Origin of the sequence: Streptomyces tibetensis (assembly GCF_040647715.1) — a bacterium.
In the GTDB taxonomy this organism is placed as follows: Bacteria; Actinomycetota; Actinomycetes; order Streptomycetales; family Streptomycetaceae; genus Streptomyces; species Streptomyces tibetensis_A.
In genome coordinates this window covers 257,734-282,487 of sequence record NZ_JBEZCR010000012.1, presented here as the reverse complement: position 1 = coordinate 282,487, position 24,754 = coordinate 257,734, and the positions used below count along the sequence as shown (strand labels likewise).

At 69.1% G+C, this 24,754-nt stretch carries 26 protein-coding genes and 1 pseudogene; 20 read left to right on the top strand and 7 right to left on the bottom strand.

Translation table 11 applies throughout. The features are described from left to right. Positions 1-38 precede the first annotated feature (38 nt). Together AB0B29_RS30045 and AB0B29_RS30040 are read right to left on the bottom strand one after the other, a co-directional pair. Positions 39-1,709 carry an FUSC family protein gene (locus AB0B29_RS30045; protein ID WP_362244593.1) on the bottom strand — a complete coding sequence of 557 codons (1,671 nt, stop codon included), beginning with the start codon at positions 1,707-1,709 and terminating at the stop codon, positions 39-41. A 249-nt stretch (positions 1,710-1,958) separates the two neighbouring features. Beyond that, entirely contained in the window at positions 1,959-3,023 is a 1,065-nt protein-coding gene (locus AB0B29_RS30040) for a Glu/Leu/Phe/Val dehydrogenase dimerization domain-containing protein (protein ID WP_362244592.1), read from the bottom strand. 73 nt (positions 3,024-3,096) lie between these two features. On the opposite strand from AB0B29_RS30040, the gene AB0B29_RS30035 reads away from it, so the two are divergent. The 6 genes from AB0B29_RS30035 to AB0B29_RS30010 all read left to right on the top strand — a co-directional run bounded on the left by AB0B29_RS30035 (position 3,097) and on the right by AB0B29_RS30010 (position 8,144). After that, the gene (locus AB0B29_RS30035) at positions 3,097-3,597 is read left to right on the top strand and encodes a winged helix-turn-helix transcriptional regulator (RefSeq protein WP_218967957.1); all 501 of its coding nucleotides are present in this window, start codon (positions 3,097-3,099) and stop codon (positions 3,595-3,597) included. 299 nt (positions 3,598-3,896) lie between these two features. Continuing rightward, positions 3,897-4,172: a DUF6537 domain-containing protein gene (locus AB0B29_RS37815; protein ID WP_436845907.1), complete on the top strand. Its 276-nt coding sequence runs from the start codon at positions 3,897-3,899 to the stop codon at positions 4,170-4,172. A gap of 312 nt (positions 4,173-4,484) precedes the next feature. Beyond that, on the top strand, positions 4,485-5,012 hold the full coding sequence (locus AB0B29_RS30025; RefSeq protein WP_362244590.1) for a MarR family winged helix-turn-helix transcriptional regulator: 528 nt from the start codon (positions 4,485-4,487) through the stop codon (positions 5,010-5,012). Between the two features lie 160 nt (positions 5,013-5,172). Further along, positions 5,173-5,601 (top strand): nuclear transport factor 2 family protein, encoded by a 429-nt coding sequence (locus tag AB0B29_RS30020; protein WP_362244589.1) that lies wholly within the window; start codon positions 5,173-5,175, stop codon positions 5,599-5,601. A 1,069-nt stretch (positions 5,602-6,670) separates the two neighbouring features. After that, entirely contained in the window at positions 6,671-7,072 is a 402-nt protein-coding gene (locus AB0B29_RS30015; RefSeq protein WP_362244588.1) for a tautomerase family protein, read from the top strand. 151 nt (positions 7,073-7,223) lie between these two features. Continuing rightward, a complete protein-coding gene (locus AB0B29_RS30010; protein WP_362244587.1) occupies positions 7,224-8,144 on the top strand; it encodes an alpha/beta hydrolase in 921 nt (306 codons plus the stop codon). Between the two features lie 4 nt (positions 8,145-8,148). On the opposite strand, the gene AB0B29_RS30005 is transcribed toward AB0B29_RS30010, so the two are convergent. From AB0B29_RS30005 to AB0B29_RS29995, 3 genes are read right to left on the bottom strand one after another with little or no spacing between them, the layout of a single operon-like run. After that, a complete protein-coding gene (locus AB0B29_RS30005) occupies positions 8,149-8,688 on the bottom strand; it encodes an FAD/NAD(P)-binding protein (RefSeq protein ID WP_362244586.1) in 540 nt (179 codons plus the stop codon). Next, entirely contained in the window at positions 8,607-8,804 is a 198-nt protein-coding gene (locus AB0B29_RS30000) for a hypothetical protein (protein ID WP_362244619.1), read from the bottom strand. The genes AB0B29_RS30005 and AB0B29_RS30000 overlap by 82 nt, the downstream gene beginning before the upstream one ends. Then, entirely contained in the window at positions 8,801-9,808 is a 1,008-nt protein-coding gene (locus AB0B29_RS29995) for an amino acid ABC transporter permease (RefSeq protein WP_362244585.1), read from the bottom strand. Before AB0B29_RS29995 ends, AB0B29_RS30000 begins: the two co-directional genes overlap by 4 nt. A gap of 593 nt (positions 9,809-10,401) precedes the next feature. On the opposite strand from AB0B29_RS29995, the gene AB0B29_RS29990 reads away from it, so the two are divergent. The 12 genes and pseudogenes from AB0B29_RS29990 (at position 10,402) to AB0B29_RS29935 (ending at position 21,438) form a co-directional block, all read left to right on the top strand. Next, positions 10,402-11,553, top strand: a complete 1,152-nt coding sequence (locus tag AB0B29_RS29990; protein WP_362244584.1) for an LLM class flavin-dependent oxidoreductase — start codon at positions 10,402-10,404, stop codon at positions 11,551-11,553. Beyond that, on the top strand, positions 11,550-12,089 hold the full coding sequence (locus AB0B29_RS29985) for a GNAT family N-acetyltransferase (RefSeq protein ID WP_362244583.1): 540 nt from the start codon (positions 11,550-11,552) through the stop codon (positions 12,087-12,089). Before AB0B29_RS29990 ends, AB0B29_RS29985 begins: the two co-directional genes overlap by 4 nt. After that, positions 12,086-13,042, top strand: coding sequence for an ABC transporter substrate-binding protein (locus AB0B29_RS29980; protein WP_362244582.1), 957 nt, complete (start codon positions 12,086-12,088; stop codon positions 13,040-13,042). Before AB0B29_RS29985 ends, AB0B29_RS29980 begins: the two co-directional genes overlap by 4 nt. Positions 13,043-13,063: 21 nt before the next feature. Continuing rightward, complete coding sequence (locus tag AB0B29_RS29975; protein ID WP_362244581.1) at positions 13,064-14,086, top strand: amino acid ABC transporter permease; 1,023 nt, start codon at positions 13,064-13,066, stop codon at positions 14,084-14,086. Further along, positions 14,083-14,889: an amino acid ABC transporter ATP-binding protein gene (locus tag AB0B29_RS29970; protein ID WP_362244580.1), complete on the top strand. Its 807-nt coding sequence runs from the start codon at positions 14,083-14,085 to the stop codon at positions 14,887-14,889. Before AB0B29_RS29975 ends, AB0B29_RS29970 begins: the two co-directional genes overlap by 4 nt. Positions 14,890-14,927: 38 nt before the next feature. Further along, complete coding sequence (locus AB0B29_RS29965; RefSeq protein ID WP_362244579.1) at positions 14,928-15,911, top strand: ABC transporter substrate-binding protein; 984 nt, start codon at positions 14,928-14,930, stop codon at positions 15,909-15,911. Between the two features lie 252 nt (positions 15,912-16,163). Continuing rightward, positions 16,164-16,412, top strand: a pseudogene (locus tag AB0B29_RS29960) (GNAT family N-acetyltransferase); the annotation flags it as partial. Between the two features lie 11 nt (positions 16,413-16,423). After that, on the top strand, positions 16,424-16,546 hold the full coding sequence (locus AB0B29_RS29955; protein ID WP_362244616.1) for a putative leader peptide: 123 nt from the start codon (positions 16,424-16,426) through the stop codon (positions 16,544-16,546). A 78-nt stretch (positions 16,547-16,624) separates the two neighbouring features. Then, positions 16,625-17,836 carry an LLM class flavin-dependent oxidoreductase gene (locus AB0B29_RS29950; protein ID WP_362244578.1) on the top strand — a complete coding sequence of 404 codons (1,212 nt, stop codon included), beginning with the start codon at positions 16,625-16,627 and terminating at the stop codon, positions 17,834-17,836. 20 nt (positions 17,837-17,856) lie between these two features. After that, on the top strand, positions 17,857-19,230 hold the full coding sequence (locus AB0B29_RS29945) for an NtaA/DmoA family FMN-dependent monooxygenase (protein WP_362244577.1): 1,374 nt from the start codon (positions 17,857-17,859) through the stop codon (positions 19,228-19,230). Then, complete coding sequence (locus AB0B29_RS29940; protein WP_362244576.1) at positions 19,227-20,318, top strand: LLM class flavin-dependent oxidoreductase; 1,092 nt, start codon at positions 19,227-19,229, stop codon at positions 20,316-20,318. Before AB0B29_RS29945 ends, AB0B29_RS29940 begins: the two co-directional genes overlap by 4 nt. Beyond that, positions 20,311-21,438: an LLM class flavin-dependent oxidoreductase gene (locus tag AB0B29_RS29935; RefSeq protein ID WP_362244575.1), complete on the top strand. Its 1,128-nt coding sequence runs from the start codon at positions 20,311-20,313 to the stop codon at positions 21,436-21,438. Before AB0B29_RS29940 ends, AB0B29_RS29935 begins: the two co-directional genes overlap by 8 nt. Before the next feature lie 40 nt (positions 21,439-21,478). On the opposite strand, the gene AB0B29_RS29930 is transcribed toward AB0B29_RS29935, so the two are convergent. Then, entirely contained in the window at positions 21,479-21,982 is a 504-nt protein-coding gene (locus AB0B29_RS29930) for an AAA family ATPase (RefSeq protein WP_362244574.1), read from the bottom strand. A gap of 288 nt (positions 21,983-22,270) precedes the next feature. Then, positions 22,271-23,179, bottom strand: coding sequence for a LysR family transcriptional regulator (locus AB0B29_RS29925; RefSeq protein ID WP_362244573.1), 909 nt, complete (start codon positions 23,177-23,179; stop codon positions 22,271-22,273). A gap of 137 nt (positions 23,180-23,316) precedes the next feature. Between AB0B29_RS29925 and AB0B29_RS29920 the strand changes: the two genes are divergently transcribed. Beyond that, complete coding sequence (locus AB0B29_RS29920) at positions 23,317-23,397, top strand: putative leader peptide (RefSeq protein ID WP_358839838.1); 81 nt, start codon at positions 23,317-23,319, stop codon at positions 23,395-23,397. 213 nt (positions 23,398-23,610) lie between these two features. Next, complete coding sequence (sfnG, locus tag AB0B29_RS29915; protein ID WP_362244572.1) at positions 23,611-24,741, top strand: dimethylsulfone monooxygenase SfnG; 1,131 nt, start codon at positions 23,611-23,613, stop codon at positions 24,739-24,741. Positions 24,742-24,754: the final 13 nt, after the last annotated feature.

Below are 24,754 nucleotides of genomic sequence, written 5' to 3'. Positions count from 1 at the left end.
GGTGGCAGGCTGAGGGTCCGTCGGGTTTGTCGTCCCGGTCATGCTCGGGCGTCCTGTCGTGTGGTGCCCGCGTCCTGGCCCAGGAGGGCCGGCCTCTGACGTCGTAGTGCCTCAGCCAGCATCTGGTGTCCGGACTGCTCGGCGTGCACGACTCTGTCGCTGGGCAGGGCGTGCTGCCACCACTCGCCGGCTGCGGTGTCGGCCGAGGCACGCAGTTCGACCAACGCGGCGCCGAGGTGACGTCGGGCGGCGTTCAGCGCGCTGGGTACGGGATCCGGCTCGGCGAGGAGAGCCGCCGTGTGCGCATGGGCGTGCTCGACGGCGGTGAGCGCGTTCTCGAGGCGGTCCCCTGCGCGCCGGTTGGTGACTGCCAGGGCTGCGACGAGGCCGACGAGCGTGCCGACGAGAGTGTCGGTGATCCGTCCGGTGATCAACTGGACGGAGTCCTGCATCCGGGCGAACTCGGTGATGAGCAGGGCCATCGGGGTGACGCAGACGGTATGGAGCCAGTAGTTGGGGCCGATCAGTGCCGCGGCGGCGAAGCAGAAGGCGAGGAAGCACAGCACGAGGGCCGCAGGATGCAGGTGGGCGACTGGAACGACAGCGGCGAAGGCGAGGACGCCGATGAGGTTGCCGACGACCCGCTCAACTGCTCGTCGCCGGGTGAGCGTGAGGTTGGCCTGGTACAGGGAGGCGGCGGTGACGAGGGCCCAGTACGGGCGCCCGATCCCGAGGGTGAGGGAGGCGTATCCGGCAAGCGCGCAGCCGATTCCGGTGCGCACCGCGATGGGGGCGAGCAGATTGTGCCGGCTCCACCAAGCCGCCCGGGGTGAGGCGGTCGTCTCGGCGTCGACGTCGAGGAGTTCCTCGCCGTCCGGCACCGGGGGGCCGACGTCCGGGACCGGGCCCGAGCCGCGCAGGTTGCGCGCCCACGCCTGCAGACGCTCCGGGTCGGCATCTCCAGGGGCGGTGACGGCGACTTCGGCGCAAGCGACGAGCCGTCTGAGGGAGCGGCGTGTGAGGTCGCCTCGGGCGCCGGCGGCCGGCATGCACTGCCAGGCGGCCTGCACAGCCGCAGCCGCGGCAGCGCGGGCCTTGACCTGGACCTCGGCCGTGCCGCTCACGGCTACGTACGCGGCGACCGTGTCCAGGGCGTGGGCGGTGGCGCGACGCTCGGGTCCGTGGGGGCGCAGCAGGCCGGGCGCCATGCAGACCAGCCAGGCCCAGACTCCCCCCAGCAGGGCCAGCCCGACATGGCCGGGGACCTGAGCGGGAGTCTGAGGCAAGAACAGCGCGGTCGAGCTGATGAAAGTCAGGACCACACTCGCGGGCGGGCCGATGCGGGTGGCGTCGCAGACGGCCTTCTGTAGAGCGGCCATGAGAGCGCCGACACCGACCAGGACGACTGCGTTGGTGGTGAGCGCCGCCGTGAGCAGCGCGACGGCGAGGCCACCGACCATGCCGAGCACCACCCAGACCAGGGCCTGGCACCGGGCAGCGTATGGGCGGTGGTGACAGTACAGCGCGGACATGGCGCCAGCTATCGGGTACATCGCCAGGTCGAGCCTGCCCAGCACGAGCAGAGACAGAGCAGGCAGGGCGGTAGCGGCGACCACGCTCAGCGCGGGCTTGAACCAGATGTCGGAAGGCCGGGCGCATCGCAGCACCCCGGCCTGGGCCACGCGGCGCAGGGCCGCACGCGTACTCATCGATTCTCTCCGTGAAATGCGCCGTCCCCCGTAACAGGGGCGATCGGCGCTTGGGGGGTGTCGTGCCGCGCGGTGAAGTGCGAGCCGCGACGGGGGGGGCGAACGCAGCCGGCTGTGAGCCTGCGCGCCGGGGCAAGCACCGAGATCGGAACAGTTCGCAGATGCCGGCGCGCGAGCACGACCCGGCGGGCGAGGGCGTCCGCGGCAAAAAAGCGTCCCTCGACCGGCGGGTGGTCGTCGAGCAGAGCGTTACCGCCCGGCGGCGGCCAGAGCGCGCTCCGCGATCCGGTTGGCAGCTGCCAGGGTGGTCGTAGCCTCTTCGGTACTCCGCCGCAGGATCTCGGCGGTCGTCGACTGAATCGACCTCAGCCGGCCCCGGGACTGCTCAGGGCTCAGGTGGTGCAGTTCGACGCCGGTCCCGTACATCACTCCGCCGGCGTTGGCCACGAAGTCGGGGGCCCAGGTGATTCCTGCCTTGGCGAGATCGGCGGCTACCTCGTCGGTGGCCAGCTGATTGTTGGCCGAGCCGACCACGGCGCGGCAGCGCAGCGCAGCCGCCAGCTCACTGGTGAACACTCCGCCCAGTGCGCACGGCGCCAGGATCTCCGTCTCCAGCGTGTAGGCGCCGTCGAGTTCCACCCACCGTGCTCCAGCCGTCTCCGCGGCTGCGCGACGGGTGATGTCGATGTCGGTTGCCCTGACCGTGGCTCCTGCGGCCACCAGGCGTCGGGTGAGTTCCTCGCCCACGGCTCCGAAGCCGACGACCACGACGTCCCGGCCGTGCAGATCGGCGGCACCCCACAGGTGCTCGGCAGTGGCCAGCATCGCGTGCTCCACGCCTGCGGCCGTGCCGAACGTTGTCGCACCCAGTCCGTTCTCGGTGGTCGAGTAGCCGCCGACGTACGGCGTGCGGCGACGGATGCGGAGCATGTCGGCGGTGCTGCTGCCCACGTCCGGCGCCACGTGGTACGCGCCGCCGAGTTCGTGCACCACTTCGGCCAGGTCCATCAGCAGCCCGTCGCGCAGCGCCTCGTCCAGTTGCTGCGGGCCGCCGGGAAGCAGCGGTACGACAGCCTTGCCGCCGCCCGTACCGTTGCCGACGGCGGCGGCCTTGTACGTCATGCCCCGACTCAGCCGAAGGCAGTCGACGAACGCGTCGGCCGGCGACGCGTAGCGGGTTATGCGGACGCCGCCCACCGCGGGCCCGAGGCGGGTCGAGTGGACGGCGATCATCACAGGGAGGCCGGTCCGGCGGCCTGACCGGACCACCACCTGCTCGTGATCGAGAGTTGCTTCCAGGGCTGCAGCTGACATGGGGAAACCTCCAGAGGTGGGCGAGATGGCTGACTTAACGTACCTTAAGTCAGGCTCCTCGTAGAGTGGGGTGGTGACGTCATCCCTGATTGGCCTGCTGGCCGACCGCGACAGCTGGCGGTCCGAGCGCTGTTCCGCCGCTCGTGCCCTGGAGGTGCTCGGCACCCCGGCGAACCTGCTGGTGCTGCGCGAGGCGTTCTACGGCACGACGTACTTCCAGGACTTCGTGCGGGAAACCCCGCTCAGCGAGCCCGCGATGTCCAAGCGGCTCAAAGAACTCGTGGACGTCGGGCTCCTGACCCGTGTTCCTTACCAGGAAGCCGGCCAGCGCACACGGCACCGCTACGAACTCACCCCGCCCGGCGAAGAGCTCATGGTCGCCTTCTTCGCCCTCATGGAGTGGGGCGACCGGCATGCCGCCCCTGACGGAGGTCCGGTACGTCTGAGGCACCGGGATTGCGGGGCACCTGTCCACCCCCGGCTTTCCTGCGCCGAGGGCCACATCCTGCCGCCGGGCGAGGTCGAAGTGGTCGCGGCACCCACCCTGCTGAGCACCGTGGCAGCCGACGACTGATCGATGCCCCGAGCGCCCCTGCCCGCCTGGCGCACGGGCGTCACGCCCAGCGGATCAGTGCGAGCGCGATGACGGAAGCGTTCAGTCCGTCGACTGTCTCGACGTCGCGGCCGGTGGGCTCCTTCCGTCGATCGAGGCGATCTCAGGCGCTGTTCGGATGGGTGTGCAGCCGACGGGCGCAGGCGCTCACGTAGTACCGGCATTCCGAGTGCGCCCGTACCGTCTCGGCCGGCTGTGGGGGCCGTAGTGCCACCCCGTCGTCGGTTGGAGGACAGCCTCGAACCGGGTGCTTACCGGCGTTGAGGCTGTCCTGGACGTCCCGGAGAGCGATCGCGGCGCTGGCGAGTCCGGTACGGGATGGCGACGCCCATCCTCGCTGCAGAGTTGATCGTCTCGACCACTGCACACCTCTGCGACACGTCGAGGCCGTGAGTGACGATGACGTCGTACTCTTTCTCGGTCCGTGGTTCCGCCGGGCGTTCGTGGCTCTGCGCGCGCTGAAGGTGCTGCGTGGGACGCCGTTCGGCCCCTTCGGCCTCGCCGGGGTAAGGAGTACCGAGCGAGCGCATCCGTGAATACCGGACCATACTCGAGGGGCTGCTGGACACCTTGAGTGAAGATTCGTACGCGCACTGCGTCGAACTTGCGTCGCTGCCGGACATGATCGTGGCTATGAGGACATCAAGCTGGCGACGGTGGACGCGATCCGCAGCAGGGTGCGGGAGCTCGGGGTGGAACCTCAAGGCGGTGATGCACCTGCGATGAGTGGACGGCCTGACATCCTCCGTTCCACGCAGGCTCCAGCGGAGTCGATCACCTGGCGGTCGGACTACGTGGTTGCGCGCACATGCGCCTATCCTGGAAGGCGGCATCCGGAAGGGACCACTATGACCGACAAAACGTCCGCGACTGCCGCCACCACAGTGAGGGCGGGCGACGGGCAGGCTCGACCGAAGGCGCCGTTCGCCGCGACCCTCGCCGAGATGGACGGTCGGTGCAACTGCACAGCCAGCCGACGGGCGACCCGGTATCTGACTGCCGCCTACGACAAGGCGCTGACCCCGGTTGGGCTACGGACGACGCAGTTCAACATCCTGCACCGACTGGCACTGGGAGGCCGCACAACGATCACGGCACTCTCCCAGCGGATCGCGATGGATCGCACGACCCTCGCGACGAATCTCAAGCCGCTGGAGCGTGATGGCTTGCTCGTCGTCCGGTCTTCGGACACCGACCGGCGCGCTCGCGCAGTCGAGATCACGGAGGCAGGTCTGAAGCGTCTGGAGGCGGCGGTGCCCCTGTGGAAGGCCGCTCAAGATCAGTTCGAGAGCACGTTCGGCGCGTCCGAGGCCGCTGAACTGCGAGCGGCGCTGCGGGCGGTGCTGGAGACGGGCTTCGACCCCTGGGCTGAGTGACGTCTTGGCGCACGCGTGCGGCGCTGTCGCGGCGCCGCCCGTGCGCATCGACTTCAACGACTGCGGGGGCTAGTGGCGAAAGGGATACGCGTATATGCTCCCTTCTGCTCAAGCGAGCATATGCTCCTTTTCCCTCGATGACCCGATTGCCGGAGACGAGATGCAGAACGACAAGATCCTCGCGGCGCTCAAGACTGCCTTCACCGGTTACGAGACGAACGACCGCGGTCCGTTGGTCGCGCTGCTGGCGGACGATTTCCAGTTCGAGATGTCGGACTCGCTGCCCTACGGCGGGGTCTACATCGGCGCGGTCGAGTTCACGGCATTCTGGAAGGAGGTCGGCAAAGAGTGGCGGTACTTCCGCTACGAGGCCCACGAGATCATCGATGCCGGCGACACGATCATCGTTCCGGTCCGCACGGACGCCCTGTCGATCCGCGGCATCCGTATGTGCAATGAGCACCTGTTCCTGTTCAGGGTCCGGGACGGCAAGGTCGTCCTCGGTCGGCTCTACGCAGACACGGCGCGCGGCCGGGACGTGATGGCGGGCCTGGAGCCGCGCCGGTACCCGCGGGCGACGCTCGCGTGAGCGAGCGATTTGCTCCTCACCAACCGGACGACTCGTCTCCCGTCGTCAGCGATACAGCGTCACCGTCGGGAGTCATCACGGTCGTTCAAGGAGAACCGCCATGACCGAACCCTCAGCCGGCATCACCTCCGCGGAAGAGCACCTGTGATGGCTCGTCGCACGGGCCAGGGCTCTACGGCGTTCGTCGTGCTTCCCGGATTCCTGGACGGCGCCACTGTCTGGACCGTGTTCGCCGATCTGATCGCCGGGGCCGGCATGGATGTGGTGCAGCTCGAGCCTGCCGGAGTCGGCGGTCGTGTGAACGCATCCGACCCGTTCACCCTGCGGCGCACGGCCGAGGACGCCGGCGCGGTCGTCGACTCGCTCGGCAAACCCTGTGTCATCCTCGGCCAGAACATGGGAGCCCAGGTGGCCGAACGTGTGGCCGCACCGCGCGGTGACGCCGTGCGGGGGCTGATCCTCCTCACACCTGTGCCTCTCGCCGGCGCCCGTCTTCCCGACCCGGACATCGCACCGTTGCGGGCACTCGGTGGGAACCCAGAAGTCCAACGCGCGGTCCGCTCACAGTTGACGGTGGCCCGTCAGTCAAACGGTCGACCTGAAGGTCGGAGCGGGGGCCCGCATCCCGCCCGCGGTTGTCTCCGCGCTCGCCGAGACCGTGCTGCCATTCGTCATCCAGGCGGCCGCCAGGGCGACGTCGCGCCTTTGACCCGGCCAAGGTTCCACTGGCGCAGTCACGCTCTACCGCTTGCTCGCCCGCGCGACCTGCGCGGTCAGGGGGGGTCTGTTCACCGGGACGGGGACGGACGCGAACCACCGCGCTGCATGCCTAGGGCTTCGGAACCGTCCCGAGCATGACGGGTGAGCTGGCCACTCCGCCGCAGAATTCAGATCCACGACAGAGTCAAGCTCACGGCGACCGCTGAGGTTGAGGGAGCGGCGGATCGTCGGTAGCACGGGCAGGCAGTCTTCGCCTCCTGCAACAGCGGCTTGCAGATCAAACAGTTACGAGCATATGCTCCTATTAGTGGTGGCCGCCGGCCTGCCACAGCCGATCGGAGGTTTACTCATGCCCGTCTTTGAGGCTCACGTCCCGGCCGGACGCTTCTCTGTCGAGAAGAAGCGCGCCTTGGCGGACGCTCTGAACCAGTCCCTTGTCCAGGGCCTGGGGATCCCCGCCGGGGACCGCTTCATAGTGATCACCGAACACGGTGAAGGGGAGCTGTATCTGGACCCGTCCTTCATGGAGGTGGAGCGGACAGGGGACGCCATGATCATCTCTGTGCTGTTCGGGGCGCACCGTCCGCTCTCGGACAAGCAGAAGGTTGTGTCAGCGATCAACCGGCTCGTTGTGGACGCGCTGGGCGTGTCGCCCGACGACATCTTCGTGGCCCTTGTCCCTGTACCGAACGAGAACTTCTCCTTCGGCCGGGGAGAGCTGCAGCTGGCGAACGCGGCGCCGCAGTGGTGACCGGACCACCCGCTCGCCCCGAGGATGTGCCGGTCACGACGGGGATGAGTGATAGCCGTGTCGTGGAGGCTTCGAGGGCTGTGTCCACCGGACACGATCGGAACGACCAGTCCCGGCTGATCGAACTGCCTTCAGCCACTGGGGCGCAGCCGTGACCCGGCGGCATGAGGTCGAATTCCCTGGGGAGGATGGCAATACGCTGGCTGCCTGGCTGTACCTTCCCGCGCGGCCGGGGCCAAATCCGGCGGTCACCATGGCTCACGGGTTCGCCGCGACCCGAGAGCACGGGCTGGACCGGTTCGCCCGCGCATTGGCCGATGCGGGGTTCGTTGTGCTCGTCCATGACCATCGCGGTTTCGGCGGGAGTGGCGGCGCACCGCGGCATGACGTGGACCCGTGGGCTCAGATCGCCGACTGGCGACGTGCTGTCTCGTTCCTTGAAACACGGCTCGAGGTGGATCCGGAGCGGATCGGAATCTGGGGAACCAGCTATGCGGGAGGGCACGCGGTCATTCTCGGGGCGACCGACAGCCGTCTGCGCTGTGTTGTCGCGCAGGTGCCGACGACCAGTGGTTTTGAGCAGAGCAGACGGCGCGTGCCGGCCTCGGCAGTCGCACAGTTGGAGAGTTCCGTCTGCGAGGACGACCGTGACCGCTTCCGCGGGAAGCTGCCCGCGCGGATCGCCGTGGTGGCCACGGCCCCCGGGATGTCCGCGGCGTACGACGACCCCCAGGCAGTCGCCTTCTACACCCAGCCCGCCGCGCAACACGCCTGGACGAATGAGCTCACCCTGCGTTCTTCTCGAACGGCACGGATGTACGAACCGTCGATGTGGATCGCCCGGGTCTCACCGACGCCACTACTCATGATCGTCGCCCTGCAGGATGTGATCACCAACACCGACCTGCAGCTCGAGGCTTATGAGCGCGCGCTGGAGCCGAAGAGCCTGGTGACCGTGCCGGGAGGGCACTTCGCGCCGTACGACGCCCAATTCTCGGTCGCTTCTCGGGCTGCCGTGGACTGGTTCCTACGTCACCTCGATGCGCACGGCCACGACCCCCGAACTGAGTAGGCCCTTACACATGACGCCCGCCGCCGGGTGTTGAGGAACGCGCATCAATAGTCCCGCCATTCCTACGGTGGCGTCCCCGCCACCGGGCGAGTGCTTCTTTCCTTGCAGCTGACAGGATCCTCGAAAAGTCCCATCGTTGCAGTTCCGTCAGGGGGGCCGGTGATGGCGGTCGTGGTGGTGGGGTGCCATTCGACTGTGACCGTGGGCGGCAGCTGGGCCAGCGCCCTGCGGAACACCCAGTCCAGGGAGGAGCTCTGGGCACGGCGGTGGGAACGTCCCTCCCGGCGCGGGTGCGCAGTTCGGCGAGCACCTCCGGGTCAGCGGGCTCGGTGTACGGAGCCTGACACGGGCTCCGGCCGGAGAACTGGGCGGCCCATTCGGCCGGCGAGGGGCCGGGCCGCACCGGGCCTTCGCTGGTGGACGACTCGTCGGTGAACATGGTGACGTCCTCGGCCATGAGGTTCATCCGCAGCAGCGCGGACTGCTCGTGCCGCCAGACACGTCCCGGACCCGGCGGATGCGGGTCGACCGGATGGATGCGCAACTGCCTGACTTGTCCCACAGTTCGGTCGGGTCGGCGGCGATGCGCTCCAGCAGGCCCGTGGCGCGCGGCCCCGCGCCGACGACGACCAGGACGGCCGGGGAGAAGGCGGTGCTCACCGGTCACCGCCGATCGCCGGGCGGGCATCGGCGGCCGTGGCCGCACTCAGTCGGTGGTGAACGGCGGTCAGTTGGCCGCGCAGCCGTTGCGGCGGGGTCGGCGGCAGGGCACGGGAGTCCCCGCGCGCGTAGTACCGCTCGACGTAGAACTGGCCCGCGCTCAGCACCGTGGTGACCGCGATGTACCACAGGGTGGCGACCATCAGCAGCGGGATGACCTGGTAGGTCTGGTTGTAGATCAGCTGCACCGAGTACAGCAGGTCGTGCACAGCCAGCACGCTCACGATGCTGGTGCCCTTGAGGGTGCCGATCAGCATGTTCCCGGCGGTCGGCACGATGGAGCGCATCGCCTGGGGGACGACGATCCGGCGCAGGGTACGGCGCCGGCTCAGCCCCAGTGCCTGGGCGGCCTCGGTCTGCCCGGAGTCCACGGAGAGGATGCCGCCGCGGACCACTTCGGCGGCGTAGGCGGTCTCGTGCAGGGTCAGGCCGATGACGGCGGTCAGGGTGGGGCCGAGGAGGTTGACCGTCTTGACGGTGAGGAACTGCGGGCCGAACGGGACGCCGAGGCCGAGCGTCGGGTACAGGGCGCCGATGTTGAACCAGAACAGCAGCTGCACCAGCAGTGGTGTCGACCGGAAGATCCACACATAGCCCCAACTCAGGGTTCGCAGCACAGGGTTGGCCGACAGTCGCATCACCGCGAGCACGGTGCCGAGCAGGAAGCCGAGCACCATCACCAGTGCGGTCAGCCACAGGGAGAGCAGCAGTCCGTCGAGCACGGCGGCGGTGGTGAAGTACCGGCCGACCACGGCCCATTGGAAGGCGTCGTTGCGGACGACGGAGTTGAGCACCATCGCGAACAGCAGCAGCGTGACGACAGCCGTCAGCCACCGGCCGGTGTGCCGGCGCGGCACGATCCGCGGCATGTTGGGGCCAGGCGTGTTCGCCCGTTTCGGGGGTTTCGTCGCAGGGGCTGGCGTGACTTCGGAAGGCGTGACCATCGAGAGGCTCTCCGGGGGAGGGAATCGCAGGCGTGGGTGACCACCCGGTGGCACTCGCAGGGACGCAACGGCACAGGCGCTACGTGCGTACGGTGCTGCCGGGGCTCGGCGTCGTCACATTCGCCGCGTCCCTCAACGCGGCCGGAGAGGCTGCCGCGCACGGCGGCCGATCCGCTGTCGATCGTATGCGCCCTGGGCATCGTTGTGTCAACAGCGCCCTGGGCAGGGCCAGTCCCGGCGGTCCGGCATCCGGGCGCTGCTTGACGGGCGCCAGGATGTACTGCTCAATTAGTCGCATGAATGCCCAGCAGCGCTTGGTCTCGCGCGATCACATCGACTTCGGTCGAGTGTGGTCCGCCGCGTGTTGCGCCTGACTCGGCAGCGGGCCGTCTGACCGGCCCTTCCCTCCCTCGGTGACCCCGTCGCGGGCCGAGTTCTCTCCTCACGCGCGCTGCCGTACCTCTGCTTCTCCCGACGCTTGACGTCGTCACGACTGCACCGGCCCGTCTGCCCGACGGCCTGTGCGCTCATGCCTGCACCCAAGGCAATCCCGTCATGCCTGCGTGTCGCCGCACCCTGAAAGGCCATCTCCCATGCCCGTGGAGTTCCTCGGCATCGCCGCCACCAACGACGGCTCAGAGACCACACCGCGCTCCGGCGCCGCGTTCGACAAGGAGTACACGCTCCGGCTCGCCCGGGCGCACGAGGACCACGGCTGGGACCGGGTGCTGTTCGCCTACGGCTCCGGGGCGCCCGACCCCGCACCGGCCGCCGCGTACATCGCGAGCCGGCTGGAACGCCTGCAGATCCTGCTCGCCCACCGGCCCAACGTGTCCTACCCCACCTTCGCCGCCAAGACATTCGCCACCCTCGACCAGATCAGCGAGGGCCGGCTGACCGTGCACTTCATCACCGGCGGCAACGACCACGAGCAGGGCCGCGAGGGCGACACCCTCACCAAGGACCAGCGCTACGCCCGCACCCGCGAGTACATCCGGATCATCAAGAAGATCTGGACCACCCACGAGCCCTTCGTCCACGAGGGCGAGCACTACCGCTTCCACGACTTCGTCAGCGACGTCTTCCCGGTCCAGCAGCCCCGCCCGAACGTGTCGTTCGGCGGCTCGTCCCCTGCCGCGTACGCCGCGGGCGGCGCGGAGGCCGACATCTACTGCCTGTGGGGCGAACCCCTGGCGAAGACCGCCGAGCAGATCGAGAACGTGAAGGCCGCCGCGAAGGCCGCGGGCCGCACCGACGTACCGCGCATCCAGGTGGCGTTCCGCCCGATCATCGCCCCGACCGAGGAGCTGGCCTGGGAGAAGGCCCACCGCACGGTCGGCGCGATCAAGGCGCGAAAGGAGAGGGGCGAGGCGATCACCAAGCGCCACAACGGGCACGCGCAGCAGCCGGCTGCAACACCTCAAAACGTCGGCTCGCAGCGGCTGCTCGCCATAGCCGAGGCGGGGGAGCGCTATGACCGGGCCCTGTGGACCCCGACCGCCGCCGCGACCGGCGGCGCGGGCAACTCCAACGCCCTGGTCGGCACGCCCGACACCGTGGCCCAGGCGCTCCTCGACTACTACGACCTCGGCGTCGACATCCTCTCCGCCCGCGGCTACGACCTACTGGGCGACGCCATCGACTTCGGCCGGTACGTGATCCCGATCGTCCGCGAGGAGGTCGCCAAGCGCGACGCCGAGCGGACGGCACGCGGGACGCAAACCCTTGCGGCGGTGGGCGAATGACCTCAGTAGCCCAACCATCATCGTCAACAGTGGATGTGACGGTGCTTCATGTCCCTGTCTCCGACCCGCGAGTGAAACCCCTGCTGCGCGAACTCGGGCACGAATACTCCACGCGCTACGGAAAGGACGCCCACGCCGAAATCTCCCGCTACCCCGACGAGCAGTTCACCGAACCTCACGGCGGCCTGCTTCTCCTGTTGCTGGAGCGCGGCGAGCCCGTCGCGGGCGGCGCCTTCCGCCGGTACGACGAGGCCACAGCCGAGCTGAAGCGGATCTGGACCCACTCCGCCCACCGGAGGCGCGGCCTTGCCCGGCACGTCATCGCCGAGCTGGAACGCGAGGCGGGCGCACGCGGCTACCGGCGGATCTACCTGACCACCGGGCCACGCCAGCCCGAGGCCCGCGGCCTGTACCTGGCCACCGGCTACACACCGCTGTTCGACACCGAGGCCGACCCGGAAACCATCGGCCCGCTGCCCTTCGAGAAGCATCTGCCGGCCGAAGCACGCACAGCACGCACGGGAGCCGACCTGTGAACCTTCGCTCGATCAGAACCCGCCTGCGCATCGCCGCGACCATCGCGCACCTGCCCGTACTGGCGCTGACCGCCTGTGGCTCCGGCGACACCTCCGGCGCCACATCGGCGGACGCTCAGGCATCCCCCGCGCCGACCGACGACCCGGTGGCCGCGGTACGCAAGGTGGACTCCGTCGCGGCCCTGCTGCCCGCCGACGTCCGCAAGGCGGGCACGCTCCGCGTCGGCAGTTCGATCGGGTTTCCACCCGGTGCGTACTACCCGAACGGGCCGGACAAGCCCCCCGCCGGCCAGGACATCGACATCGCCGACGCGGTGGCCAAGGTCCTCGGCGTAAAGCTGGAGCGGCAGGACGCCTCCTTCGAGACGATCCTGCCCGCCCTGGGTAGCGGCAAGTACGACTTCGGGACCGGCAACTTCGGTGTCACCACCGAACGCTTGAAGACCATCGACTTCGTCACCTACATCAACGACGGCCAGGGCTTCGCGGTGAAGAAGGGCAACACCGTCCTCGGCAAGAAGGCCGCCGACCTCACCCAGCTGTGCGGGCTGACCATCGGCACCGGCGCCGGCACCACCTTCGAGTCGACCCTCACCGCGCAGAAGGGGGTGTGCGCCAAGGCGAGCAAGAAGCCGTACGACGTGAAGGTCTACTCGGAGAACGCGGCGACCCTCACCGCACTCCAGCAGGGCCGTATCGACGTGATCATGTCAACCATCAACGGCCTGCGCTACCAGGCGGCCCAGCCCGCCTCTCAGACCACCTTCCTCGGCGAGTTCCACCGCCTCGACGTCGGCTTCGCCTTCAAGAAGGGCTCCCCACTCACCAAGGCCTTCCAGGCCGCCGTCAACGAGCTGATCAAGAACGGCACGTACGCCCGGACCCTCGCCAAGTGGGGCACTACCGCCTCCGCGATCGACACGTCGCGAATCAACCCGCCCGAGCACACCTGAGAGTTGAGCAGGAACATCACGATGCCCTCCACCACCGACACCGCGCCGCCCGGCGCGGTCACCCCGGGCACCGGCCCACAAGCCCCGCCCGCCCCGGACGATCCGGCCTTCCTCAAGGTCGTACCCGCCCGCCACCACGCCCGCTGGGTGGCGGCCGTCGCCGTGATCGTGCTGGTCGCCCAGTTCGTGCACGGTCTGGCCACCAACCCCGTGTGGGAGTGGGGCGTCTTCAGCGACTACGTGCTGTCCGAGACGATCGTGCAGGCGGTGTACGTGACCCTTCAGCTCACCGCGTACGCCACCGTGCTGGGCTTCCTCCTGGGCACCGTCCTGGCCTTCATGCGGCTGTCGCGCAGTCCGGTACTGCAGACCGTCGCCTGGACCTACATCTGGATCCTCCGGTCCATCCCGATGATCGTCCAGCTGGTGTTTTGGTTCAACCTGAGCGCGCTGTACGAGGAGTTGGGCTTCGGCATCCCCTTCGGCCCGGTCTTCTGGTCCGTCGACAGCAACAGCGTCATCGGCACCATGGGCGCCGCCATCATCGGGCTGACGCTGCACCAGGCCGCGTACGCCGCCGAGATCGTGCGCGGTGGTGTCATCGCCGTCGACCACGGGCAGCTGGAGGCGGCCGCCGCGCTGGGCATTCCCCGGCTGCGGCAGATCCGCCGGATCGTGCTGCCGCAGGCCATGCGCGCCATCCTGCCCACGGCCGGCAACGAGATCATCGGCCTGCTCAAGGGCACCTCGGTGGTCTACGTGATGTCCATCGGTGAACTGTTCTACCAGGTGCAGGTGATCTACGGCCGCAACGGCCGGGTGATCCCGCTGCTCCTGGTCGCCACCGCCTGGTACGTCCTCCTCACCTCCCTGCTGTCGATCGCGCAGTACTACGTGGAGCGCCGCTATGCCCGGGGCGCCAACCGCACCCCGCCGCCCACCCCGCTCCAGCGCGCCCGGCGCTTCGTCCGCACCCTGCGCGCGGCCGCCGCCCAGCGCAATCAGCCCGTCGTACCCCTGAAGCCCTTGGGAGACAGCCGATGACCGACGTGACGGTGGCCGTCCAGGACGCGACGCCGACGGTCGACGACGTGATGGTGGACGTCCACGGCGTCCACAAGAGCTTCGGCCCCCTGGAGGTGCTGCGCGGCGTTGACCTTCAGGTTCGCGCCGGCGAGGTCACGGTGATCCTCGGCCCGTCCGGCTCCGGAAAGTCCACGCTGCTGCGCACCATCAACCACCTGGAGAAGGTCGACCGCGGCTGGATCAGCATCGACGGTGAACTCATCGGCTACCGCCGATCCGGGAGCAAGCTGCACGAACTGAAGGAGAAGGACGTTCTGAAGCAGCGCACCCACATCGGGTTCGTCTTCCAGAACTTCAACCTCTTTCCACATCTGACCGTGCTGGAGAACCTGATCGAGGCGCCCGTCTCCGCACTGCGCCGCCCGCGCAGGGCAGCGGAGGAGACAGCCCGCCGGCTCCTCGACAGGGTCGGCCTGGCCGACAAGGCCGACGCATACCCCCGGCAGCTCTCCGGCGGCCAGCAGCAGCGCGTGGCCATCGCCCGCGCGCTCGCCCTCGAACCCAAGGTGCTGCTCTTCGACGAGCCCACCTCGGCGCTCGACCCGGAACTGGTCGGCGAAGTCCTCGACGTCATCAAGGACCTGGCCCGCACCGGAACCACCATGATCGTTGTGACCCACGAGATCGGCTTCGCCCGCGAGGTCGCCGACAGGGTGGTGTTCATGGACGGCGGTGTCGTCGTGGAGCAGGGCCCGCCCGCGGCCGTCCTGGACGACCCGCAACACGAGCGAACCCGCGCCTTCCTCTCCAAGGTCCTCTGACCAACCCTCACCCCTTTCCGCAAGCAAGGAGCACGACCATGTCAGCCTCGATCACCCGCCGCACCGCCGCAGCCGCGCTCGGACTCGCCACCGCCCTCGTCCTTGCCGCGTGCAGCAACCCCGACGACGGCGGCACGACCGAGGTCGCGGCCACGTCGGACAGCAAGACGAAGATCAACATCAGTCCCGACCAGAACCGCATCGCTACCGACAAGGTCGACTCCATAGCCGCCGAGGTCCCGGAGAAGATCCGTAAGAGAGGCACCCTGGAGATCGTCGACTCGTCAGGCTCCGCTGCGCCCCTGACCTTCTTCGCCACCGACAACAAGACCGTCATCGGCGTCGAGCCCGACATTGCCTCTCTGGTCGCCGACGTGCTCGGCCTCAAGCTGCACATCAACACGGTCTCCTGGGAGAACATCTTCGTCGGCCTGGACAGCGCCAAGTACGACGTCGGCTTCAGCAACATCACGGTCACCGAGGAACGCAAGGAGAAGTACGACTTCGCCACCTACCGCGAGGACAACCTGGGCTTCGAGGCGAAGAGGGGCAGCGGACTGAAGGTCACCGGGCCCGAGGACGTGGCGGGCAGGACGGTCGCGGTGGGCAGCGGCACCAACCAGGAGAAGCTGCTCATCGAGTGGAGCAAGGAGAACGAGAAGGCCGGCCGGAAGCCGGTGAACATCAAGTACTACCAGAACGACAGCGACACCTATCTCGCCCTCCAGTCCGGCCGCATCGACCTCTACCTCGGCCCCAACCCGACCGCCGCCTACCACGCGGCCACCACCGGGAGGACCGAGGTCGTCGGCACCTACTCCGGCGCCGGCGCCACCCTCCAGGGCCTCATCGCGGCCACGACCAAGAAGGACAGCGGCCTCGTCAAGCCGCTCGCCGACGCCCTCAACCACGTCATCGAGAACGGGACGTACGCGAAGGTGCTGAAGCGCTGGGGCCTGTCCGACGAGGCGGTGACCAAGTCGGAGATCAACCCCCTCGGCCTGCCCAAGACCAACAAGTAGCCGGTCCAGGGCGTGGAGACGCATGGCCTCCGCGCCCTCAACCGCCCCTGTGCGAGGCGCGACCGCCCCGCACCGTCTTCGACCGTTGAGGATTCCCCCCATGTCACATCCGATCGACGCTCGTGGTGGCGAAGCCCTGGTCCTCCCGAGCACGCGCGTTCTGGACAACGCTGTCTGGGCCGCGCTGGCCGGCCCGCACGTCCACTTCGCCGAGCGAAGCGAGATGGGGGTCCCCCCGGAGGCTACGCGTGCCCGGTCTGGACGGAGATCAGCGCTGTCTGCACCGACCCAGCGCACCATGGCCGCGGCCTGGCGACCTGACTCGTACGTGCCGTCGCGGCGGGTATCCGCGACCGTGGTGACATCCCTTTCCTGCCCGCCGCCGCTACCAACACGAGGGCGATTCGGCTGTACGAGTCGATCGGCTTCACCCTGTGCCGCCGATCGGCGATCCTTCAGGTGCGCACGCCGGGAACACACCGTGGACCCAGGCTGTTGTGACTCACGACGATATGGGCACTTCGGAGCGGTGGAGGGAGGTCGCGGACGTGACGCACACATTCCACGCCGTGCACCTCCACTCCCGGCCGCACATCGACCTCCAGCGCGTGGCCGGCGCGCTCTGTTGCTCCTGACCCTTCCCTCAACCGCCGTGCCCAGCCTGTGCGAGGGCAGGCGTTCTCGTCACGGACCTCGAGGAAGGCACTCCACTCGTGTCCTCAACACCTGCTTCTTCCCTGCACCTTGCCGTCGCCCTGGACGGCACCGGCTGGCATCCCGCCTCCTGGCGCGAGCCGGTGGCCCGGCCCCGGGATCTGTTCACCGCCGCGTACTGGGCCGACCTGGTCGCGGAGGCCGAGCGCGGGCTCCTCGACTTCGTGACCATCGAGGACGGCCTCGGCCTCCAGTCGTCCCACTTCCTGGACCCGGACGAGCGCACCGACCAGGTGCGCGGTCGTCTGGACGCCGTCCTCATCGCTTCCCGCGTGGCACCGCTGACCCGGCACATAGGACTGGTGCCGACGGTGGTCGCCACCCACACGGAGCCGTTCCACATCTCCAAGGCGATCGCCACCCTCGACTACGTCAGCACCGGCCGCGCCGGTCTGCGCGTGCAGATCACCGCCCGCCCCAACGAGGCTTCCCACTTCGGCCGCCGTACGATCCCGCGTATCCAGGCCTACGACCATCCGGACACACGGGAGTTGGTCACCGACCTCTTCGACGAGGCCGCCGATCACGTGGAGGTGGCGCGCCGCCTCTGGGACAGCTGGGAGGACGACGCCGAGATCCGGGACGCCGCCACCGGCCGCTTCATCGACCGTGACAAGCTGCACTACATCGACTTCGAGGGCAGGCACTTCAGCGTCAAGGGCCCTTCCATCACACCCCGCCCGCCGCAGGGCCAGCCGATCGTCAGCGCGCTCGCCCACGACACCGTCCCGTACCGGCTCGTCGCCCGCGCCGCCGACATCGGCTACGTCACGCCGCACGACGCCGACGAGGCCCGCGCGATCGTCGGTCAGATTCGTGCCGAGCAGAGCGCCGCCGGTCGGGCCGCCGACCCGCTGCACATCTTCGGCGACCTGGTGGTCTTCCTCGACGCCGACCCGGCCGCCGCGCGGGCACGCCGGGAACGGCTCGACGCGCTCGCGGGCCAGCCGTATGCGAGCGACGCCCTGATCTTCACCGGCACGCCCGTCCAACTCGCGGATTTGCTACAGGAGTTGCAGAGCGCCGGGCTGACCGGCTTCCGGCTGCGGCCCGCCGTCGCCGGCCACGAACTCCCGGCGATCACCCGGGTTCTGATCCCCGAACTCCAGCGCCGGGGCGCCTTCCGACACACCTACGAGGCCGACACCCTGCGCGGCCTGCTGGGCTTGGCCCGCCCTGCCAACCGCTACGCCGCTGCCGCCACCGCCTGAGCCGAGGGACGTCCACGACCATGAGCAAGCCGCTGAAGCAGATCCACCTGGCCGCCCACTTCCCCGGCGTCAACAACACCACCGTCTGGAGCGACCCACGCGCCGGCAGCCACATTGAGTTCAGCTCCTTCGCGCACTTCGCGCGGACCGCCGAACGCGCCAAGTTCGACTTCCTGTTCCTCGCCGAGGGCCTCAGGCTCCGGGAACAGGGCGGGCGGATCTACGACTTGGACGTCGTCGGCCGCCCGGACACCTTCACCGTGCTGGCCGCGCTCGCCGCCGTCACCGAGCACCTCGGCCTGACCGGCACCATCAACTCCACCTTCAACGAGCCCTACGAGGTGGCCCGCCAGTTCGCCAGCCTCGACCACCTCTCCGGCGGCCGCTCGGCGTGGAACGTCGTCACCTCCTGGGACGCCTTCACCGGCGAGAACTTCCGCCGCGGCGGCTTCCTGCCGCAGGAGGAGCGCTACTCCCGGGCGAAGGAGTTCCTGGCCACGGCGAACGAGCTCTTCGACTCCTGGCACGGTGACGAGATCCTCGCCGACCAGGCCACCGGCACCTTCCTGCGGGACGCCAAGGCCGGCGCCTTCGTCCACACCGGACAGCACTTCGACATCCACGGGCAGTTCAACGTACCCCGCTCCCCGCAGGGCCGCCCGGTCATCTTCCAGGCCGGCGACTCCGACGAGGGCCGCGAGTTCGCCGCCGCGGAAGCGGACGCCATCTTCAGCCGGTACGGCACCCTCGAGGCGGGCCAGGTCTTCTACCGGGACGTGAAGTCCCGCCTGGCCAAGTACGGCCGCCACCCCGACCAGTTGCTCATCCTGCCCGCCGCGACCTTCGCCCTCGCCGACACCGACGCGGACGCCGAGGAACTGGCCCACGAGGTGCGCAGGCAGCAGGTCAGCGGGGCCACCGCTATCAAACACCTGGAGTTCGTCTGGAACCGGGACCTGTCGGCGTACGATCCGGAAGGGCCCCTCCCTGACATCGACCCCGACGTCAGCGACAACCACATCTCCAAGGGCCGCGCCCAGGTCCGCATGTACCGAGACCCGCTGGCCACCGCCCGCGAGTGGCGCGAACTGGCCGCCGCCAACAAGTGGTCCATCCACGACCTGGTCATCAATACCGGCAATCGTCAGAACTTCGTCGGCTCCCCGGCCACCATCGCCAGCACCATCAACGACTACGTCCAGGCCGACGCGAGCGACGGCTTCATCCTCGTCCCGCACATCACCCCGAGCGGCCTGGACGAGTTCGTCGACAAGGTGGTCCCGCTGCTTCAGGAGCGGGGTGTGTTCCGCACGGAGTACGAGGGCACGACTCTGCGGGACCACCTGGGTCTGGCGCACCCGGACGGCAGCCGCGGCGAGCGGGTGGCGTCGTGAAGTTCATCGCCATCACCCTGATCGTGCACCGCCCGGACCCGGTCACCGGCGTACAGAAGCCGACCCATGAGCGTTACCGTGAGGTCCTCGACAACGCCGTGCTGGCCGAGGAGCTGGGCTTCGACGGCTTCGGGGTGGGGGAGCGGCACGAGCGGCCGTTCATCTCGTCCTCGCCGACCGTGGTACTGAGCCATGTGGCCGCGCTGACGAAACGCATCCGTCTCTTCACCGCCGTGACGACCTTGAGTCTGCTCGACCCGGTGCGCGCCTACGAGGACTACGCCACTCTCGACCACCTCTCCGAGGGCCGGCTGGACTTGATCATCGGCAAGGGCAACGGCGCCGCCCAGCGCGAGCTGTTCCACGTCACGCCCGAGGACCAGTGGGACCGCAACGCCGAGAGCTATGAGGTCTTCCGGCAGATCTGGCGCCAGGACAAGGTCACCGCGCAGACCCGCTTCCGCCCGCCGCTGACGGACGCCGAGGTGTGGCCCCGGCCCTTCCAGCAACCCATCCGGGTCTGGCACGGCAGCGCCACCAGCAAGGAGTCGGTCGACCTCGCCGCCCGCTACGGCGACCCGCTGTTCTCCGCGAACGTCACCAACCCCATGGAGCCCTATGCCGAGTTGATCCGCCATTACCGCGAGCGCTGGGAGTACTACGGCCACGACCCGGCTGACATCGCGATCGGCGCCGGCACGGCGGGCATCCACGTGGCGCCGACCTCCCAGGAGGCGCTGGCCGCCTACCGGCCGGTCTTCGAAGCCGATCTGGCCTTCTACAAGCAGGCGGGGCTGCCCGTTGTCTTCGAGGACCTGGAGGACTTCGTCGAACGCAGCTCCGCCCTGGTCGGCAGCCCGCAACAGGTCATCGACAAGGTGCACCGCTACCACGAGCAGTTCGGCCACACCGTGCTCCATCTGCACGCCGACGCAGGCGGGTTGACGGATGCCCAGCACCGCGCATCCCTTGAGCTGTTTCAGTCCCAGGTCGCACCCGTGCTGCGCCGCGAGATCCCGGACCCGCCGTTCGCGTGGGGCCCCGTGTTTCCGGCGCCGCCCCTCACTCAGGAGTCCGCCCGTGTCTGACATCGCCCTCGGCGTCCTCGACCTCGTCCCGATCCCGTCCGGGTCGACGGCCGCGGACGCCCTGCGCAACTCGATCGACCTCGCCCAGCAGGCCGAGCGGCTCGGCTACGCCCGCTACTGGTTCGCCGAGCACCACCTCAACCCGGGCGTGGCGGGTACGTCCCCGGCGGTCGTCCTCGCCCTGACCGCCGCCGCGACCTCCACGATCCGACTCGGCTCAGGTGCTGTGCAGCTCGGACACCGCACCGCGCTGTCCACGGTCGAGGAGTTCGGCCTGGTCGACGCCCTGCACCCCGGCCGCCTCGACCTGGGCCTGGGCCGCTCGGGCGGCCGCCCGCCGGGGGAGAAGACGACCATGCCGACGGCCACTCCGGTCGACGACGGCCGCGCCCCGAACGGCCTGCTGATCCCGCCCCGCTTCTCCTTCGAGCACCTGCTCGGCTCACCTCGCGTGGCACTGCAGCGCAAGCTGCTCCTGCTCCCGGGTGCCGAGCCGCAGGACTACGCCGAGCAGATCGACGACATCCTCGCGCTGCTCGCCGGCACCTACCGCTCCCCGGAGGGCATCGAGGTGCACGTCGTGCCGGGCGAGGGCGCCGACGTGGAGGTGTGGATCCTGGGCAGCAGCGGCGGCCAGAGCGCCGAGGTCGCGGGTGCCAGGGGCCTGCGCTTCGCCGCCAACTACCACGTCAGCCCGGCCACGGTGCTGGAGGCGGTGGAGGGTTACCGCTCCTTCTTCCAGCCCTCCGAGTTCCTCGACAAGCCGTACGTCAGTGTCTCCGCCGACGTCGTCGTCGCCGAGGACGACGCGACCGCCCGGGAACTCGCCACCGGCTACGGCCTGTGGGTCCGCAGCATCCGCACCGCCGAGGGCGCCATCGAGTTCCCGACACCCGAGGAGGCGCGCGCCCACGCGTGGAGCGACGCGGACCGGGACCTCGTACAGGACCGCATCGACACCCAGTTCGTCGGCTCACCGGCCCGGGTGGCCGACCAGCTGGAACAACTCCAGGAGGCCACCGACGCCGACGAGTTGCTCATCACGACGATCACTCACGACCACGCCGACCGGGTCCATTCGTATGAACTGCTCGCCGAGGAATGGCGCCGCCGGGGGTGACTTCTTCGAGGCCGCGCGCCGCGCAGCCGCCACGTCTCGGTCAGCGCGGTTCGAGGCCACGCAGGAGCACAGCCAGTGACGGCTGCGGGCTCTGTCCCGCGGTGTCGACGACGACGCGCTCGCGGTCCCATGGCTCGTACTCCCGATCGACGACCTGCTGCCAGTCCGGCAGGGGCAGATCCGGAATGTCGACCGGCCACGAGGTCACGCGGCGCCGGTGCTCCGCCGGATCGGAGCACGTCACCTCCACCTCGACGACCGGCACACCCGCACCGAGGGCGCCGGCACGCCAGGCGTCGCGCGTCACGCTCAGCGGATTGACGGATTCCGCGATCACGGTGAGCCCCTGCCGTAGATGTTCACCGGTCAGGGCACAGCCGACGGCGTACCCCACGGGACCGACCGGGTGCCGGGCAACCCCGGAACGGACGATCGCCTGCTCGATCGTGTCGACCCGCAGGTGCACCGCGCCGATCCGGGCCGCCAGGAGACGGGCGAGCGCGGTCTTCCCAGCGCCGGGCAGGCCGCCCATGACGATGAGCACGGGATCATTCCTCCGTCACCTGCTGCGGGAGGTGCTTGCCACCCCGGCGAACGAATTGCGTGCCCGTCATATCCGTACGCCAGGCCGGTGCACTGCGCGGACCGCGTGCTGCTCGCACCGAACTCCCCTCCGGGCCGGGCACGGTGCTCGGCATCGCCCGCCCACCGGTCGTCCAGTACGGAGAGGGTGGCAGTGTTCACCGCGACCGACCTGGAAGGTGAGGCGGACCAACGCCGTACCTGGAAGCTGCTCGGAGAGCTGGCGAACAGCTGAGGCACAGGACCTCCATCACGAAGCGGCTCGGTACGCACGGGCGTTGCGCACGAACAGCTCATGCAGATCGCGGACGGCCCGTGGGACGGAACCGGAATGCCGGCGCTGCAGGACCAGCAGCACCTCGGTTCCGTCCCCCGCGAGCGGCCGCACCGTGATCGCGCCCCGGCGCTCCAGCGGGTCGCCGACGACGCTGAAGTCCGGCAGCACCGTGGCCCCCAGTCCCTCGGCGACCATCAGCTTGCCCATCTCCGCGCCGTCGGTGGAATACGAGAAGACCGGTGTCCGGCCACGGAGCAGACGGTGCAGGAAGCGATGCATGACATAGCCGGACCGCATGCCGACCAGCGGCTCGGCCAGGAGGCTGTCCGTGTCCACCGCGTCCAGGGCCGCCAGCGGACTGTCAGGGCGCACGCACACCACGGGGCGGCCGCGCAGGAGCTCGGTGGTCTCGAAGCCGGGCGGCATGTCGTCGCCCCGGAGGTAGTTCACCAGCCCCAGGTCGAACGCGCCCTCCAGCAGCCCACGGTGGATCTCGCTCTGCTGCGCGCCCACCAGCTCGACCTGCGTGACCGGGTGCGCGGCCCGGAACTCACGCACGGTCGGAATGACCAGCGGGACAGTGGCCGTGTTGACCGTGCCGAGCCGGACCATGCGGCTGATGCGGTGCTGCTCGTCGGCCGCACCGCGCAACCGGTCGACCGCGTCCAGCACACTCATGATGTGCGGCAGCAGCTCCCGGCCCTCGTCGCTGATCTTCGCCCCGGACCGCTTGCGCTCCAGCAGATCCACGCTCAGCTCGCGCTCCAGATTGCGGACGGTCTCGCTGAGCGCGGGCTGGGACAGATGCAGTTCCTCCGCGGCGCGCCTCAGCGAACCGAACCGGGTGACAGCGGCGATGTATTCCAGCTGTTCGATGCGCATGACAGGAGACTGGCGCCCGTCCCCCGCCGGGTTCAAGGGAAACCCTGTCACAACCTCGTGAATACCGACTCTCAGGATGTGGAATCACGGCCAGGAATTCTTGACCGGCAGGACTCTCCACTGGTTCTATCGGTGACATGAAGCGACAGGACCTCACGCGTCGACGCCACGTCGACCTCGCGCGTGTCTCCAGCTCCTGCTGTCGCTGTCGGGCCTGAGCGCACCGGCTGAGCCCCCGAGAGAAATCCTCGCACTCGCGCCGATCACCTCTCGTGCATTCCGCCGCCGGCCGTTTTCCGTAGTGATTTCGACATTCCCGGGAACAGTGCGCCCGCCCGCACGCCTGAATCCCGGTCACCGAACACGTTTCCCTGTCACCGCACGCGCATTTCGCATGCGCTCTCTTGCACGCCTGTCACCAGGAGTTCTCTATGTCCGAACCGCCCGGATCCGACCCCCTCCGCTTCGCCTACTGGGTGCCGAACGTCAGCGGCGGCCTGGTCACCAGCACCATCGAGCAGCGGACCGACTGGGGCTACGACTACAACCGCGAACTCGCCGTCCTCGCCGAGAACAACGGCTTCGACTACGCCCTCAGCCAGGTCCGCTACATGGCCAGCTACGGCGCCGAGTTCCAGCACGAGTCGACCAGCTTCAGCCTCGCCCTGCTGCTCGCCACCCAGCGGCTCAAGGTCATCGCCGCCGTCCACCCCGGCCTGTGGCACCCCGGCGTCCTCGCCAAACTCGGCGCCACCGCCGACCACCTGTCGAACGGCCGCTTCGCCGTCAACGTCGTCAGCGGCTGGTTCAAGGGCGAGTTCACCGCCCTCGGCGAGCCGTGGCTGGAGCACGACGAACGCTACCGGCGCGCGGAGGAGTTCATCACGGCCCTGCGCACCATCTGGACCGAGGACCACGCCGAACTCGCCGGTGACTTCTACCGGGTGCGCGACTTCTCCCTCAAGCCCAAGCCGCTCAACACACCCGAACGACCGCATCCGGAGATCTTCCAGGGCGGCAACTCCACCGCCGCCCGCGCCATGGCGGGCCGCGTCTCCGACTGGTACTTCAGCAACGGCAAGGACTTCGACGGCGTCACCGAGCAGATCAGCGACGTCCGCGCCTCGGCCGCCCGAGTGGGCCGTGCGGCACCGAAGTTCGGCCTCAACGGTTTCCTCATTGCCCGCGACACCGAGGCCGAGGCCCGCGACACGCTCCGCGAGATCGTCGCCAAGGCCAACACCGAGGCCGTCCACGGCTTCCGCGACGCCGTCCAGCAGGCCGGTCCGTCCACCGCCGACGGCAAGGGCATGTGGCAGGACTCCAGCTTCGAGGACCTGGTCCAGTACAACGACGGCTTCCGTACGGGCCTGATCGGCACGCCCGAGCAGATCGCCGAGCGGATCGTCGCCTACAAGCGGCTCGGCGTCGACCTCTTCCTTCTCGGCTTCCTGCACTACCTGGAGGAGGTCGAGTACTTCGGCAAGCGCGTGCTCCCTCTCATACGCGAACTGGAGGCACAGGAGGCCGAGTCGGAGCCCGTCGCCGCCGCCCGCGCCTGACCGCACCCGCACC